Source organism: Desulfosporosinus lacus DSM 15449 (assembly GCF_900129935.1).
Classification (GTDB): Bacteria; Bacillota; Desulfitobacteriia; order Desulfitobacteriales; family Desulfitobacteriaceae; genus Desulfosporosinus; species Desulfosporosinus lacus.
The window spans coordinates 255,435-271,464 of sequence record NZ_FQXJ01000007.1 but is presented as its reverse complement, the minus strand read 5'-3'; the positions used below and the strand labels follow the sequence as shown (position 1 = coordinate 271,464).

The 16,030-nt window shown below is 41.9% G+C and carries 14 protein-coding genes; all 14 read right to left on the bottom strand.

The window, feature by feature from the left end:
* Positions 1-161: 161 nt before the first annotated feature.
* The 14 genes from BUB11_RS11915 to BUB11_RS11855 all read right to left on the bottom strand — a co-directional run bounded on the left by BUB11_RS11915 (position 162) and on the right by BUB11_RS11855 (position 15,598).
* A complete protein-coding gene (locus tag BUB11_RS11915) occupies positions 162-1,235 on the bottom strand; it encodes a zinc-binding dehydrogenase (RefSeq protein WP_073029968.1) in 1,074 nt (357 codons plus the stop codon).
* 11 nt (positions 1,236-1,246) lie between these two features.
* Positions 1,247-2,587: an acetyl-CoA hydrolase/transferase family protein gene (locus BUB11_RS11910; protein WP_073029967.1), complete on the bottom strand. Its 1,341-nt coding sequence runs from the start codon at positions 2,585-2,587 to the stop codon at positions 1,247-1,249.
* The gene (locus tag BUB11_RS27035) at positions 2,556-2,717 is read right to left on the bottom strand and encodes a hypothetical protein (protein WP_200797907.1); all 162 of its coding nucleotides are present in this window, start codon (positions 2,715-2,717) and stop codon (positions 2,556-2,558) included. The genes BUB11_RS11910 and BUB11_RS27035 overlap by 32 nt, the downstream gene beginning before the upstream one ends.
* Positions 2,710-3,576, bottom strand: a complete 867-nt coding sequence (locus BUB11_RS11905) for a 3-hydroxyacyl-CoA dehydrogenase family protein (RefSeq protein WP_073029966.1) — start codon at positions 3,574-3,576, stop codon at positions 2,710-2,712. Before BUB11_RS11905 ends, BUB11_RS27035 begins: the two co-directional genes overlap by 8 nt.
* A gap of 35 nt (positions 3,577-3,611) precedes the next feature.
* On the bottom strand, positions 3,612-5,039 hold the full coding sequence (locus BUB11_RS11900) for a 4-hydroxyphenylacetate 3-hydroxylase family protein (RefSeq protein ID WP_073029965.1): 1,428 nt from the start codon (positions 5,037-5,039) through the stop codon (positions 3,612-3,614).
* Between the two features lie 54 nt (positions 5,040-5,093).
* Entirely contained in the window at positions 5,094-5,873 is a 780-nt protein-coding gene (locus tag BUB11_RS11895; protein ID WP_073029964.1) for an enoyl-CoA hydratase/isomerase family protein, read from the bottom strand.
* 219 nt (positions 5,874-6,092) lie between these two features.
* On the bottom strand, positions 6,093-7,496 hold the full coding sequence (locus BUB11_RS11890) for a sigma-54 interaction domain-containing protein (RefSeq protein WP_073029963.1): 1,404 nt from the start codon (positions 7,494-7,496) through the stop codon (positions 6,093-6,095).
* Positions 7,497-7,847: 351 nt separating this feature from the next.
* On the bottom strand, positions 7,848-8,996 hold the full coding sequence (locus BUB11_RS11885) for an acyl-CoA dehydrogenase family protein (protein WP_073029962.1): 1,149 nt from the start codon (positions 8,994-8,996) through the stop codon (positions 7,848-7,850).
* A 109-nt stretch (positions 8,997-9,105) separates the two neighbouring features.
* A complete protein-coding gene (locus tag BUB11_RS11880) occupies positions 9,106-9,987 on the bottom strand; it encodes a 3-hydroxyacyl-CoA dehydrogenase family protein (protein ID WP_073029961.1) in 882 nt (293 codons plus the stop codon).
* Between the two features lie 127 nt (positions 9,988-10,114).
* Positions 10,115-11,281 (bottom strand): thiolase family protein, encoded by a 1,167-nt coding sequence (locus tag BUB11_RS11875; RefSeq protein ID WP_073029960.1) that lies wholly within the window; start codon positions 11,279-11,281, stop codon positions 10,115-10,117.
* Positions 11,282-11,331: 50 nt separating this feature from the next.
* Positions 11,332-12,198: a 3-hydroxyacyl-CoA dehydrogenase family protein gene (locus tag BUB11_RS11870; RefSeq protein WP_073029959.1), complete on the bottom strand. Its 867-nt coding sequence runs from the start codon at positions 12,196-12,198 to the stop codon at positions 11,332-11,334.
* Positions 12,199-12,223: 25 nt separating this feature from the next.
* Positions 12,224-12,838 carry a nitroreductase family protein gene (locus tag BUB11_RS11865; protein ID WP_073029958.1) on the bottom strand — a complete coding sequence of 205 codons (615 nt, stop codon included), beginning with the start codon at positions 12,836-12,838 and terminating at the stop codon, positions 12,224-12,226.
* Between the two features lie 16 nt (positions 12,839-12,854).
* Positions 12,855-13,748, bottom strand: coding sequence for an MBL fold metallo-hydrolase (locus BUB11_RS11860; protein ID WP_084110264.1), 894 nt, complete (start codon positions 13,746-13,748; stop codon positions 12,855-12,857).
* A gap of 38 nt (positions 13,749-13,786) precedes the next feature.
* Positions 13,787-15,598: an acyl-CoA dehydrogenase family protein gene (locus BUB11_RS11855; RefSeq protein ID WP_073029957.1), complete on the bottom strand. Its 1,812-nt coding sequence runs from the start codon at positions 15,596-15,598 to the stop codon at positions 13,787-13,789.
* Positions 15,599-16,030: the final 432 nt, after the last annotated feature.

The window sequence follows — 16,030 nt, the reverse complement described above, 5'->3', positions numbered from 1 at the left end:
CACAGAAAGAAGACCCTATTCTAAGAACAGTGGTCTTCTTTCTGTGCATGTTAACATAAGGAAAGGTTGCGTATAGAAAGTATACAATTGAAACTAAACTTGTACAAAAGATGCTTCATAGAAGTTCGAGACTTAAAATACATAAAAACCATTGGCTGAAGTTAACGTTCATAAGGGGTAATTACCCATTTAACACAGCCATCTTCATGGTCACCGAAAACTTTATAACCATTCTCGATATCATTTAAGGGAGAACGATGGGTTAGCATGAATTTCGCATCAATTTTGCCTTCTTTAATCCAGTCCAGCATTTCCTCTAAACCCTCGCTCTTTTGAATACCCATTTTTAATTGAATATTTCTAAGAATCATATCCAAAAGTGGCATAGGGACAAGAGGGTCACTAAATACTGCAATCGTAGAAACAATTCCACTCGGCCTTGCAGCTGCAACTGACATCGCCATAGTTTCCGCAAGTCCTGGAGTTTCAAGAACTACTTCTGCTCCCAAACCACCTGTTGCTTCTTGAATAAGTTTTACGACATCATCCGTGTTTGGATTAAAGCCTGCATCAGCGATTCCTTCAGCTAACGCCATATCCACTCTGTTTTGAAGTATATCTACAGCAATTACCTGTTTGGCACCAAATACCTTTTTAGCTAATAAGCAGGCACTTAGTCCTACCGGACCAACTCCAATTACAGCCAAAGTTTGTCCCTTTTTGAAATCCGCGTTTTTCAGCCCATACCAGGCAGTGGCAAGCATATCAGGTATCAAAATGACATCTTCTTCAGTCAGTCCTTCAGGAATCTTAATCAGACCGTTTTTATGATGTGCATAGGGAGCTCTAACATATTCTGCATGACACCCTTCCAGTGGCCCGCGACTGCCGAAGACCCCACCATTTTTACATGCTACAATAATCCCCAGTTTACAAGCCAGACACTTTCCACAAGCAACACCAGGGTTAAGAATGCACAAGTCTCCGGGCTTCACATGGGTTATTTTAGAGCCAACTTCAACAACTTCCACGCAGCATTCGTGCCCCATAGTCTTTGGGTAAGTAACGTTGACAAGCTCGCCCCTGACAGTATGAATATCACTGGTGCAAATGGCTGCCAGGGTTACTCTGCCAATTACATCGTATGGATCAACTATCTGAGGCACTGGAACATCTGTCAGACTATACTTATTTGGTTCATGATATACGAGTGCTTTCATTGTCGCTTGTTCCATCGCCATTCCTCCTACCGTTTATTGCTGTTACGCCATAGTTTTAATTTTTGCGCTTCACGGATGAGGTCTTCCCTGAAATCGGGGTGAGCAATGCTGATCAAAGCCTCTGCCCGCTGCCAGGTGAACAGCCCTTTTAGATTGACTATTCCGAACTCTGTGGCCACATAATGTACTGCTGGCCGTGTATCGGTAACAACTGCGCCATGGGCTAGAAGGGGCTTAATACGAGAATGTACTTCGCCATTCTTATCCTTATATGTTGAAGCCATACACATGAAACTGCGACCACCTTTTGAATGATACGCTGTTTCTACGAAGTCTAATTGTCCACCGGACCCACTAATCATGCGCGGCCCAACAGATTCTGAACAAACTTGACCAGTAAGATCAATTTCAAGTGAATTATTGATTGATACAACATTGTCATTTAAGCTGGCAATCTTGCGATCATTGGTATAATCTGCGGTATAGCCTGCTACTGCAGGATTATTATCAATAAAATCATAGAGCTTTTGAGTTCCTAAGGCAAAGGTATAGACAATCCGACCGGGATCAAGTTGTTTTTTCCTTCCATTTAGTACTCCTGCATCTACCATATCTACGAAAGCGTCGCATAACATTTCCGTGTGAGCTCCTAGGTCTTTCAAATCAGATCGGGCAATTAATTGACCTAAAGCACTGGGCATGGCGCCGATTCCAAGTTGCAGACAGTCACCATTTTTGATCTCCTTGATAACATAATTTGCAATCTTTTGATCAACTTCCGTAGGCTCTTCAGAAGCAACCTGCGTCATACCACAGTGCCCTGCTTCAACAATATAATCGACTTCGGAAATATGAATATAATGACCGTAACCGCCATGGCCTATTGGCATATCTTCATTCACTTCAACAATAATTATTTTAGCGACATCCATAGATGCTCTATAGTGAGAAATAGTAGGTCCTAAGTTGAAATTGCCATGTTTGTCCATAGGGCTAACTTGAATCATCAGTATATCTACCGTCAAATTCTCACGGATATAGCGTAAAATTTCTGAATATTTTAGGGGCATATAAAAGACGCTTCCCGTTTGCGCCATATAACGGTCTGCAGCGGAGAAATGGGAACAATTCCAGGTAAAGTGCTCACCAGTGGGATCGGCCTTAAACCAATCATAGATTCTAGCTGAAACTCCACCAATAAGCTTGATATCAAAAAGTTCAGGGGTACGTGCGGCCAAGGCCTTGTCTAGAACCGGTAAAACGTTTGCAGCATAAGAAGAACCAATCCAATCACCACTTTTTACTACACTGACGGCTTTTTCAGGGGAAACAAGCTTACTTTGGTATTCTTTCACCCATGTAGACATTGTTATTTTCCTCCTCATCTTTAGAAACACGGCATTGGTGAAACCCGGATTCCGCGAAGACTTCGGTAGCAGCATTAAGAATTCGTTCAAATTTACTCACACATTGTATTTCTTGTATATTTTCACTCATAGGAATAAAAACCCTTTTTGCTTTTCCTGCCCCATTCCCCCTTGGCATATTTTTCAGCTATCGAAGGGGAAGGCTTGTCCTTAGGATCCCCGGTTTCTTGGTATCGTTCCATATCTATAATGTAAGTAAGGTCATTACCTGTAAAATCCATTAGACGAAACGGCCCAATAGGGTGTCCTAACGCATTCGTTAAGGCAAGGTCAATCTCTTCAGGGGTTGCAACTCCCATATCTACCAGGTACAATGCCTCCCGGTAGATTGCAGACAAGAACCTATTGACAACAAAGCCATAGATTTCTTTCTTAAGCCAGATCCCATTTTTGTTCATCTTCTTACATAAATCCATAGTTATTTGTGCAGTTTCTGTTGAAGTATGCGGTCCCTGCACTACTTCAACGATTTTCATTATCAGAGCAGGATTGAAAAAATGCATATTACAAACTTTATCAGGCCGTTTTGTTGAATCAGCAATCTTCGAACTGACGATAAAGGAACTGTTGGTAGCGAAAATTGCATGAGCGGGTGCAATTCTGTCCAACTCTTCAAAGAGCTTCCTTTTGATGCTAATCTTCTCTACTGCAGATTCGATGACGAAGTCAGCATCTCTCACTGCTTCTTCAAAGTTTTGAGTAAAGGTAGTATTTTTTATGGCTTGATCAACTTGTTCTTGCGTCCATTTTCCCTTAGAAACCTGTTGGGGAAAATATGTACGCGCAAAGTCTTGAGCTTTATAAAGCATCTCTAAACTAATATCCGTGCAGCTGACCTGGTAGCCGGCCAAAGCAGCGCTAAAAGCGATCTGATGGCCCATGCTGCCAGCCCCAATCACACAAATCCTCTTAATGTCTTCAACTTTCAAGGTTAAAAGCGCCTCCAACCCATATTATGTCAGTATCAATCCCTAATTCCAGCAAGGTATTTGGCAAGATTTTTCTTGGACTTCATGTCATATTGGCCAGTTATAGCAATACGTTCCATGATAGGAGATCCTCCGCCATGCACTCCGGCAACCTGAACGACTCCAGCATGCGACGAACACAACAGATCACTAATCATCCGGAAACAACGATGCTGAGCCTCAGCCGTAATGCCATCCTTACGCATGATGTATTTTGCCATAAAATCAGAGATAACCGGATTAAAGAATTCCTTCTCTGAGGGGAGAGTAGCCGGTAATCCCCCTGCTATTTCTGCAAGAATCTCGTGTTCGCGGTAGACATTAATCCCCGCATGGTAACGACCTACGTTTGTATAGACGATATCTGGAATTTGAGTACCTGAAGGAGCTTTGGTAGATTTAACGGATGCTGCGATACCTGCCGCAAATACTAATTCAGCCATTGTTACAAGTTCGGCTAACTCTTCTCTCACCTGACTGGATTTTTCTACGCCGTTATACTCCGCAACTAATGCAGTCGCGCCCATGAGCACATCTGTCGTAGCAGGCTTACAACCGGTATAACTATGGCGATGATAAGTTGCAAATAAGGAAGCCAGTTGTCCGGCGAATTTATATTCTCCACACATAAAGACTCTTTCCCAAGGTACTAAGACATCATCAAAGACTGTCAGTGAATCTGCTGATCCATAGTTATTAAACGGAGCCTGCAATTCTTCTCTAGGTCTGGGATTGGAAACCCGCACAACCTGGGAGACTCCCGGCGCATCCGCTTGGATCGCAAAGGCCACCGCCCAATCCGCATCCTTTTCAGTCATCATCCTTGTAGGCACGACAATAATTTCATCCGCGTAAGGGGCAATTGTGTTATGGGCTTTACAGCCACGTACAATAATCCCTTCATCCGTCTTTCCCACAACTCGAAGATAAAGGTCCGGATCAGTCTGTTGGTGGGGACGAAGGGAACGATCCCCTTTAACATCGGTTTGAGCGCAGTTAGCAACAAGGTCTTCTTCTTGATACTTTTTCAGATAATTTAGGAAACGCTCATTGTATTCAGTTCCCATCTCAAGATCGATATTTTTGGTAACTACGGATAAAGCATTAAGAGCGTCAATGCCCATGCAGCGTTGGATACACCCTCCAACCTTTTGACAAAAAAACCGCGTCATTTCTTGCTTTTTCAATAAGTCCTCCGGGGATTGATGGATATGGCAATAACGGTTGATTTTTTCTCCAGTGAGATGAGATTTTGCCGTAAGCAATTCTTCATTGGCTGGGTCCATAGCCCAGTTAAACGTCTCCGAAATGGTATTAACTCCATACTTTAGACGCGAATCATCCCTAGAGACAACTTCACCATTTAAATAGATATTTGGACGCATTGTCTTTAGTTTAGCAATATACTGTTCTGCTGTTCTCAAAATTACTTCCTCCTCAGTTATTTGGACTTCTGCCTGCGGTTAGTATCAAAAGCCCTATTTTCCTTGAAACTTCACTTGGCGTTTCTCTAAGAAAGCGTTCATACCTTCCTTTTGGTCTTCAGTTGCAAAGAGCAAGCTAAAGCATTTATGCTCATATTCAAGTCCTGCTTCCAAATCCATTCTAAGTCCCTCATTCACTGACGATTTAGCCAAACGCAAGGCCACTGCTCCCCTCGCAGCAAACCGTTTTGCCATTTTTTTCGTTTCAGCAACCAATTGATCCGCAGGAACCACTTTATTCACAAGACCTAAGCGTAAGGCCTCGTCAGCTTTAATAAAATCTCCGCTGAATATTAGCTCTTTTGCTCTCCCAGCACCGATCAAGCGCGGCAAACGTTGGGTTCCACCAGCCCCCGGCAAAATTCCCAGTTTTATTTCCGGCAATCCAAATTGAGCGTTGTCTGCCGCAATACGAACATCAGCGACTAACGTTAGTTCACATCCGCCACCAAGAGCATAACCGGATATCGCGGCTATGACTGGTTTAGGCATATTTTCAAGAAGTTGAAATGCCCTGTGTGAAGCTTTCTCCCCAGTCGCCACATCGACTGCCGTAGAAGTGGCCATCTGACCAATGTCAGCTCCCGCCGCAAAAACTTTATCTCCACCAGTGATAACAACTACCCGAACAGAATTATCTGCACTCAAACTCAAGGCCGCTTCCGCCAACTCATTAAAAACCTGATTATTCAGGGCATTTAATACCGCTGGCCGGTTTAAAGTTATCGTAGCAATTCCTTCTTCGATTTCCACTATGATTGTTTCGTAAGCCATTTGTCTGTCCTACCTCCTTGTTGAGAGTCTATTATTTACTGAATACACTCCTTTTTTTTTCAAATCTTCAGCCTTCTTTATTTCTATATTTGCAATAATTATGCCATAAAGCAAAACCCCCTTAAGACTAGAAACTTAGCCTAAAGAGGGTTAATTCATGTATATAATTGAAACAATAAAACACTTATACATAAGGATTAAGTATATAAAGTACACAACCTATTCTTCAATACCATACCTGCGCAACTTATCGTAAAATGCACGCCTTGAAATCCCCAACGCAGCCATTGCTTTAGTACGATTATTGTTATAAGTTGCTAAGGCAGAAACAATCAGGTCCTTCTCCACTCTGCCTATAACTTCCTTTACATCAAATGGCTTTTCCTTACTACTCGAACGATCCTCATAGGTTGGAATTAAGTGCGCTGGTAAGTGATGAAGTTCGATAGTTGTTCCACTAGCCACAATGCTGGCGTGTTCAAGTGCATTTTGCAACTCCCTAATATTTCCCGGCCAATCATAATCCTGAAAAAACCGAACCACTTGGGGAGACAGTATCAGCTCGTGACCAACTTCCCGAGAAAATTGATCAAGGAATGTTTTCGATAAGGCCATAAGATCATCTTTTCGTTCACGCAGAGGAGTCAGCTTGAGGGGAACAATATTCAGCCGATAGTATAAGTCACGCCGGAAAGTACCTTTTTCAATCATACAAGCTAAATCCCGATTTGTAGCTGCTATAACTCGAATATTGACCTTGACAGTTTTAGTGCCTCCTACCCGTTCAAACTCTTTTTCTTGTAATACACGCAATAGTTTTGCTTGCATCGTATAGCTCATATCTCCTATTTCGTCCAGGAAAATTGTTCCAAAATGAGCTAATTCAAACTTACCAAGTTTTCCACCCTTTTTAGCACCGGTAAAAGCACCGTCTTCATATCCAAACAGTTCACTCTCAATTAAATCTTCAGGTATAGCAGCACAATTCACTTTAATTAGAGGCTTATCCTTGCGTCGACTGCTATTATGAACTGCCCTAGCCAGTACTTCTTTGCCAACTCCGCTTTCACCAAGGATAAGGACGGTACTGTCTGTACGAGCTACCTTAGCTGCTAACACTAGAGTTTCCTTGAGACGACTGTTTTGTCCCACATATTCCTTGAAGGAAAGGGGCAAATGTTCCCATTGTTCCAATTGCTCTTTTAAGTAATCTGCTACGCCCTTTGTTCTCTGCAACTCTGTATTTAATTCAACGACTTCCGTAATATTTTTAAAGATCGATACAGCGCCAATAACTTCTTGACCATTCAATAGAGGAAACGAATTCCCAACCACATGAATATTCAAAGATTTCACGTGATCTTGGCCTTGACTGGGCTTTCCCGTGCGTAATACTTCAATTATTTTCGCTGAAGCTGTTTCAATCGAATCCAGTCTTCGACCTAAGACCCTAGCTACTGGTACTCCTAAAATCTTGGCATAAGCCTTATTCGCATAGACAACGGTTGTTTCTGAATCTATAACAAGAACCACATCATGAATGTTATTCAGAATTTCGAATAAGAGTTCACGATCCCAGTGCGGAATTATGCTGCTTGTTATGGCGTGGGCCCTTACACTCATTTCCATCCCCCATTTATATTGTATCCTAAGTAAACATTATATAAGAATGTTACCATATATAAAAGATTTTTTTGAAGGTTAGAAATAATCAATTTTTTCACTATAACGTTAAAGAAGTTGATAGAAAATCCCACTTAAATGGAATCAACCTCTAACTTCGTTCCCAAATTGAAATTTTTTAATTAAAACAGTTTTAATACAAATGAGAGTGCGCTCTCCTAAAAGCACACTCTCATTTGTATTCTATTAATCCATGACCTTTTTGATTCAAGAGCACCACCCCCTCTGCCGATCGCTGTACGTACCCCTGCTACTATAACTGCCTCCTGCATCATCCTCACCTCCTTTAACCTATAACGAAAATTCTTTCTTCAGCTGGGCAGCTATAATATTGCGTTGAATTTCTGAGGTTCCTTCATAGATACGAGTAATTCGAGCGTCACGATAGAATCGTTCTACTTCACATTCCCTCATATATCCCATACCGCCATGGATTTGAACAGCCATATCAGCTACACGACCAAAGACCTCCGAACCGAATGTTTTCACGATAGCAGCTTCTTTGATTATTTTTTCTCCTTTATCTATTCTTCGTGCAACATCATAAGTCAAACTGCGTAAGGCCTCAATTTCTATAGCCATATTGGCTAAATAATGCTGTATTATTTGGTTTTCAAAAATTGGCTTACCGAATTGTACACGTTGTAATGCATATTTGATGCTAATCTCCAGTAATTTTTGACTGGAGCCAAGATTCCGGGCTGCTAGTCCCGCGCGACCATTAGCCAAGATTTTTAGGGCGTTGACATATCCCTGCCCCAGCTCCCCTAAAACGTTTTCAACGGGTACTTCACAGTCCTCAAAAATTAGCTCGGCCGTTTGAGAACCGTGCAATCCCATTTTCTTCTCAAATTTCCCCACAGTAAAACCTTTAAAACTACGCTCTACGATAAAGGATGTGATGCCTTTGCTCCCTTTGCTTTTATCGGTTACCGCCATTACAGTGAAAACACCGGCAACATCACTGTTAGTAATGAACTGCTTGGTCCCATTTAGAATGTAACGATCGCCCTTCAGCACCGCCGTCGTTTTTAAATTACCTGAATCAGAGCCAGCAGACGCTTCTGTAAGGGCAAAAGCTCCTATTATTTCGCCAGTAGCCATTTTAGGCAAATAACGCTGCCTTTGTTCTTCATTGCCGCACGCTACAATCCCTACACTGCCAATTCCATTATGGCAACCAATAATGGAGGAAAAACAATTCGGTCCACGCCCTAATTCTTCATAAACCATGGCTTTACCGACCATTCCAGCGCCTAAACCACCGTACTCTTGAGGCATGCTTAGCCCGAACAAACCGATCTCAGCTGCTTTGTCCAACAAACTGAGAGGAACTTTTTCCTCTTCTTCCATCTGTTCAGCTAAAGGATCTACCTCTTTTCTGACGAAAGTTCTGACCGTTTGTTTAATAATACTAAGCTCTTCATCAGTGACCTCCATAGCGACTCCTCCTATCTGCTTATCCCGCCCCCCAAAAATTTAAGCACTTTAAAATCTTTAACTATGTAATAGAAGGACAATTTAGATATGCATTTCAATGACATCGTTCTCAATCTTTTACAGAATAATCGTAAAATCCCCTGCCTGTTTTTCTTCCCCACTCTTTATGTATGAACTTCTGAACAATCGTTGGGGAAGGACGATCTGCTGGATCACCAGTCTCTTGATAACGCTCCAAGCCCCTGTAATAGGTAAGATCTATTCCCGTCAGATCCATTAAACCGAAAGGCCCCAAAGGATGCCCCAAGGCTAATGTAACCGCCCTATCAATATCGTCGTGACTGGCTATCCCCATGTCAAGCAGATAAATCGCCTCGTTTCTAATAGCAACAAGAATTCGGTTAACTAAAAACCCATAGATTTCTTGCTTTAATAACACCGGGGTTTTTCCCATACGCACACAAATATCCATTAGTTTGCTAGTGGTATCCTCTGACGTATGGGGTCCTTTAACAACTTCCACAAGCTTCATAACCAAAGCCGGATTAAAAAAATGCATATTACAAACTTTCTCAGGCCGACTTGTCACATCAACAATTTTAGAACTTACAATATATGAACTGTTGGTTGCTAAAATAGTATGTGGCGGACATAAGCTATCTAATTGAGCAAATAACTGACGCTTAATTTCTAATTTTTCTATGATAGCTTCTATGACCAAATCAGCTTCTCGAGCAGCCTCAGCTAAATCAGAAATAAATATAAGATTCGCTTTTACAGCTTCCGCATCTGCTTGCTTGAGTTTTCCTTTAGAAACTCTTTCCGGCAGATAGTTTGAGACAAATTGCTCCGCCTTCTGCAAAACTTCTTCGTTAACATCCGTACATATTACTTTGAAACCAGCTAATGCAGCATTTAAGGCAATCTGATGGCCCATGCTCCCTGCCCCAGCAATGCAAATACTATTTATTGCATGTCCTTCCACTTTCATTCCTCCTAATACCGAATAAAGCCCTCAGTATTACCTTTAAATGCAAAAATAATGCCAACCAATATTAGAAACCCCTCCGCAGAACTGTTGACCCAGTTAGAGGAGGGGATTAAACGATGGTCATTAATTAAACTCTTTCAAAGATAGTTGCAATTCCTTGCCCTCCGCCAATACAAGCAGTGATTAGACCAAACTGGACGTCCCTGCGATTCATCTCATGAACTAATTTTGCTGTAAGAATTGCTCCTGTAGCTGCAATAGGATGACCATGAGCAATTGCCCCGCCATTGACATTTACTTTAGACATGTCGAAATGAAGCTCTCTGTCTACAGCAAGTACTTGAGCTGCGAAAGCTTCGTTTAATTCAATTAAGTCTATGTCAGCCAGGGCGAGTCCAGCATGAGCCAAGGCTTTTCTGGTTGCCGGCACTGGTCCGATTCCCATTATGTTAGGATCAACACCAGCGACAGCGAATGTGCGTACTTTAGCCAAAGGTTTTAAACCGAGGGCCTTAGCCTTATCAGCGGACATTACAACAACTGCAGCGGCAGCATCATTTACACCAGAACTGTTTCCTGCCGTGACAGTCCCGCCAGTTTTAAAGGCTGGACTAAGTTTAGCGAGGCCCTCTATCGTAGTTTGAGGACGGGGGTGTTCATCAGTGTCAAACATAATTGACTTATTCTTGCCAACTGGAATAGTGAGCGTGAGAATTTGATCTTTGAAATAGCCAGCTTCCATTGCTATACCCATTTTTTGCTGGCTACTTAGAGCAAATTCGTCCTGTTCTTGGCGGCTAATCTGATATTTCACCGCCAAATTTTCTGCTGTGATCCCCATTGGCGGGTTTCCAATTTCCTCAGTCGATAACTGGAAACTGCGGAATTTTGGTGGCGTCCTGCTGAAGAAATCGGTATGTTCCATGACATAGGGTGTCAGAGAACAGCTCTCTGTTCCTCCCGCAACATATACATCTCCCATACCTGCCATCACAGCTTGAGCAGCATAGTTGACAGCATTTAAACCAGAGCCACACTGCCGATCTATGGTTATTCCGGCAATTTCCATGGGTAAGCCCGCTTGTAGGGAGCATAAATGAGCGATATTGCCACCGGCATTCAAACAATTGCCAAAGATCACATCTTCAATTTCCAGTGGATCCAAACCAATGCGCTTAACTGCTTCTTTAATTACTTCCGCTCCATATAGGTGGGGAGCAATCCTTCCCAGAGTGCCTCCTGCTCGACCAATAGGAGTTCGGACAGCTGATACGATTACCGCTTCTTTGATCATTTAATTAACCTCCGTATTTTGCATTCTGTTTAATAAAACTTTTTAGGTTCTCATTCGTAGGTGTAAAAACCTTTTTTAGTCTTAATGCCATACTCTCCCTTGGTAAATTTCTCAACAAGTAATGGTGATGGTTTATCTTTTGGGTCTCTGGTATTTTGGTAGCGTTCCATTCCAACATAGTACGCTAAATCTATACCTGTGAGATCTATTAAACGGAATGGTCCCATAGGATGACCCAGTGCATTGGTGACTGCAATGTCAATCTCTTCAGGGGTAGCAATGCCCATGTCTGCTAGAAACATAGCCTCATTATTTAGGGCTGCTAAGATACGATTAACGACAAATCCATAGATTTCCTTTTTGAGTAAAACTCCATTCTTACCAAGTTTTGCTGCTAAATCCATTGTAACTTGAGCAGTTTCCATGGAAGTATGAGGTCCTTGCACAACCTCAACTAGTTTCATGACTAAGGCAGGGTTAAAGAAATGCATATTACAAACCTTTTCAGGCCTCATTGTAGCATCCGCAACCTCAGAACTGACAATAAACGAGCTATTAGTAGCCAGAATAGCGTGGGGAGGAGCGATCCTATCTAAATCTGCGAAGAGTTTCCGTTTGATATTCATTTTCTCAACTGCAGCCTCGATCACGTAGTCAGCATCTCCAGCAGATTCCTCCAGACTGGCAGTAAAACTAAGATTTGCTAAGGCCATGTCAGCTTGTTCCTGCTTCATTTTCCCTTTTGCAACGCGTTCCGGTAAATATCCCTTGACAAAGGCTTCAGCTTTATCTAACATCTCTTGGCTAATATCTGTTACGGATACTCTATACCCTGCTAAGGCGCAACATACTGCAATTTGATGGCCCATATTTCCGGCCCCGATCACGCAAATTTTTTTGATATCTTCAACATTCATCTAATACACCTCCAAAAAATTCCGATTACTCAAATACTTTATAAACAATCTCCTCAACATTTACCCTGGGGCGGAGAGCCGGACTTTGATTTGGAAAACCCACCGGCAATAAAGCCGTAACTACAAGGTTATTTGGTAACTCCAAGATCTCGGCTATCTTCTTCGCCTTCATTAATTGGACCCAGCACGTCCCTAAACCCAAGGACACTGCACGCAAGGCAATGTGTTCTATGGCAAGAGCTACATTCAACATTGCGTGAGGAACAAAGGCTTTTAGGGTATTAGCATCTATTGGCTTATCAACATCGGGATAATTGTTAAAAGCCTCTGGCCCGAAGACTCCGGAATCGATCAGTTCCTGCAACCTTTTCCTAGTATTGTTAGCATAGGTTGAAAGATCTGCACAACAGACTAGAAGAATCGGAGCTTCACTAAGAAACGTTTGATTGAATGCAGCAGCTTGGATTTTTTCCTTCACGTTCTGATTCTTAACTATGATGAAACGCCAAGGTTGATGATTTGTTCCTGACGGAGCTAAACGAGCCGCCTCTAGTAATTCTTGCAACATATCATCAGGCACAGGATCTGATTTGAACTTGCGAATACTTCGCCGCTCTAGAATTGCTGTCTTTACATCCATAACGACTAACCACCTTTCAGGCATAAGCCTTATACTTTTGATTAGGCTCGAAAGAGATTTTTCCAAGTCTTATTAAGCGCCGCAGATGTTTTTCAACCATAACTTCTTCGAAATATTGATAAAGGCTCTGAGGTTCAGGGTAGCGCTTATATATTATTTTCATTTCCATTAATTCCTGTTTAGACAAGGGAACACGTAAATTCTGCAAGATTTTCTCATCCCGTTGATCGAGTTTCTCTGCGTATTCTCTTAGCCTTTCTTGGATATTATCAGTTACCATACCAGAATGACTCGTCAGCATTACTTTAGGATTTAACTCGATTAACCGTCTGATGGAGGCAGAAAACTCTTCAATACTCGAACTTGCGTTGCCATACCAAGGTCCGAAGGGGGATAGGTCAATATCCCCCGAAAACAATATTCTTTCCTTTGGTTCATACAAGGAGATGTGACCTGGGGTATGGCCCGGCGTATGAAGCACTTGTAATACAATATCTCCGAAATCCAAAGTCTCGCCGTCTACCAGTTCTCTTTCTACCACACGACCTAGCATGGCATTTGGAAACGGGTATCCCTCAGGAAATTTTGGGTTCCGATTAAGTCCCGTATAAACTAAAAACTCCTTCTGACTGCGCAAGGCTGGCGCATCCAGAACGTGGGCCCAAACCCTTGCGTCCGGAAAACACTTGTTTCCAAAAGCATGATCCAGATGAAAGTGAGTATTAATAATCACGTCCACATGACCGGTTTCCAGTATAGCCTCCCTGCGGCTTTGTCCAAATCCTGCATCCACGATCACCTTAAGATCTGAATCGATCAGTAAACCGTTACAGTAAGGGTATCGTCCTTGATGCTCGCCGGGTATAAAGAAAAATTTTGGCAACAGCTCTTGAAACATTTCTGTACTCATTTTTCTATACTCATCTTTCTCAGTTACCTCAGATCTCTTTAAAAAGCTTCTTCTGGCATGTCGATGACTGAGGTATCAGCTTCTTTAATGATTCGGACAGTAGCCATAACATCAGGCAAAATATTACGAACGTAGAATTTAACGGTTTGAATTTTTCCAGTATAGAAAGCGTCTTTAGTACCTTCTTTGATTTTTTTATGAGCAACTAAAGCTTGTTGCAGTAACAAGTAAGCACTATATAGCTCCGCTGTAATCCGCAAAATTCTCGTGCTGTACAACGGCACCATTCTGATATCTTCTTTAAAGTAGCCAAACACTGTAGTCATCATGTCTACATACGACTGTAATGCTTCTCCGAGCAACCCAAATTCACGAGCAAATTCGGTATTTCCTTGGTTACTTTGAACGAAAGCACCAATCGCTTGCAAAAACTCCTTGAATATACCGCCTTTTTCCAGATTCCACTTACGACCAACAAGGTCCATGGACTGAATAAAGTTAGTACCTTCCCAAATGGAGTAAATCTTTATATCCCTGGCATTGCGCGCTACAGGGTATTCCTCTGTAAATCCGTAGCCGGCATAGACTTGAATCGCTTCAGTAACCATTAACCAACCTTGATCTGAACAATACGCTTTGACTAAAGGGGTAATGACTTCTATGAAACGTTTAGCTTGTGCAACTTCTTCAGGTGCACCACCAAAATCAATTAAATCCAAATAGTAATATCCTTGGAATATCATGGCACGCATTGCTTCTAATGTAGCCTTCTGAGTAAGTAACATGCGACGAACATCTTCGTGTTGGATGATAGGGACGCGTTTACCTCTCGGGTCAGTGATAGGACGGCCCTGAACACGTTCTTTAGCATATTCAACCGCGTTGTTGTAGGCTACGGATGCTACGCCAAGAGCGCTATGCCCGGTATCCATCCTTGACCCATTAATCATCTTGAACATTTGAGCCATACCTTGTCCGAACCCTTTTTCATCGGGTGCACTGCCTAACAGGTAGCCAAAGCACTGATCTTCATCGCCGAAGCTGAGGACTGCAGTGGACGAACCTTTTAGACCCATTTTGTGTTCAATTCCGACGGTAGTGACATCATTGGGTTCTCCAAGGCTTCCATCTTCATTAACCCTGATTTTTGGAACAATGAATAGAGACAGACCTTTAGTGCCAGGGGCAGCACCATCAATTCGTGCTAACACAAGATGGATGATATTTTCAGTAAGGTCATGATCTCCACCAGTAATAAAACATTTAGTTCCTTTTACTTTATATAATAACGGGTTATCCGTTGGGTATGCCTTAGAAGTCATATCTCCGACATCTGAACCGCCTCCAGGCTCAGTTAAACACATAGTACCGCCCCAAATCCCTTGGAACATATTCGAAGTGTAGAGATCCGTTTGTTCTTTAGAGCCAAACGCCTTAATTACGGATGCAATACCGCCTGCTAAACCGAAATAAGGGGTCATTGATGGATTTGCACCAATCATAAATTCACGAACAGCTTCGCTTAAAATCTCTGGCAAAGTGCCTTCTCCGTCGATATCCTTGTTACTTCCTCCCCAACCATTTTCTTCGACAAACTTGAAGGCTTTATGGAAAGATGGGGGAACGATAACCTTCCCATCAACAAACTTTGCACCTATATTATCTCCGTCATCATTAGTAGGAGCTAATACTTCTCTACTCATTTTTAAGGATTCATCGAGAATTGCATCAACATCATCAAAACTCAGATGATTCTCAAAACGCTTTAATCCAAGGATTTTTCTGCCGTCTAACCACTCTTTGATAATAAACTTGTGATCACGGTTATTGTAAGTATATCTGCTAGCCATAAAAAACACGTCCTTCTTAAATCAAATTTTTAAATGTAATCTCTAGGGTTGGTATTTTTCACCTCACTCAAGTTTAAGTTTTTTAAATTACCTTTTACATGAGCTTCTGTAAATAGGATTCTTATCTCTTTATTACAAGAACCATGCCAACTGCTCTTAATAGACGAAAATACTTTCTTACGTTCCCTGGTAATTTAATTAATATTCCTATCTTCCAAGGCTAGACATATTAATCTGAATAACATAATTAGTTAGATTTTAACAGTAGCGCCTATATAAGATTTGCACTAAAAAATATACCTGTATGGAATTGAAACAAACCAGAGAAATACTTCATCGATATCAGTATATATACCATACAGTTTCTTTTAGAGTTATCTCTCGCGAGTATATCCTTGGCTACCAGATACTTCAAAAGGCAGTAGCACCTCA

Excerpts from the sequence above, each read along its gene's own strand:
- BUB11_RS11880 (WP_073029961.1), bottom strand. The coding sequence starts at position 9,987 with ATGAAAGTGGAAGGACATGCAATAAATAGTATTTGCATTGCTGGGGCA.
- BUB11_RS27035 (WP_200797907.1), bottom strand. The coding sequence starts at position 2,717 with ATGAGTGAAAATATACAAGAAATACAATGTGTGAGTAAATTTGAACGA.
- BUB11_RS11890 (WP_073029963.1), bottom strand. The coding sequence starts at position 7,496 with ATGAGTGTAAGGGCCCACGCCATAACAAGCAGCATAATTCCGCACTGG.
- BUB11_RS11885 (WP_073029962.1), bottom strand. The coding sequence starts at position 8,996 with ATGGAGGTCACTGATGAAGAGCTTAGTATTATTAAACAAACGGTCAGA.
- BUB11_RS11860 (WP_084110264.1), bottom strand. The coding sequence starts at position 13,748 with ATGAGTACAGAAATGTTTCAAGAGCTGTTGCCAAAATTTTTCTTTATA.
- BUB11_RS11875 (WP_073029960.1), bottom strand. The coding sequence starts at position 11,281 with ATGATCAAAGAAGCGGTAATCGTATCAGCTGTCCGAACTCCTATTGGT.
- BUB11_RS11855 (WP_073029957.1), bottom strand. The coding sequence starts at position 15,598 with ATGGCTAGCAGATATACTTACAATAACCGTGATCACAAGTTTATTATC.
- BUB11_RS11865 (WP_073029958.1), bottom strand. The coding sequence starts at position 12,838 with ATGGATGTAAAGACAGCAATTCTAGAGCGGCGAAGTATTCGCAAGTTC.
- BUB11_RS11910 (WP_073029967.1), bottom strand. The coding sequence starts at position 2,587 with ATGTCTACATGGGTGAAAGAATACCAAAGTAAGCTTGTTTCCCCTGAA.
- BUB11_RS11915 (WP_073029968.1), bottom strand. The coding sequence starts at position 1,235 with ATGGAACAAGCGACAATGAAAGCACTCGTATATCATGAACCAAATAAG.
- BUB11_RS11870 (WP_073029959.1), bottom strand. The coding sequence starts at position 12,198 with ATGAATGTTGAAGATATCAAAAAAATTTGCGTGATCGGGGCCGGAAAT.
- BUB11_RS11895 (WP_073029964.1), bottom strand. The coding sequence starts at position 5,873 with ATGGCTTACGAAACAATCATAGTGGAAATCGAAGAAGGAATTGCTACG.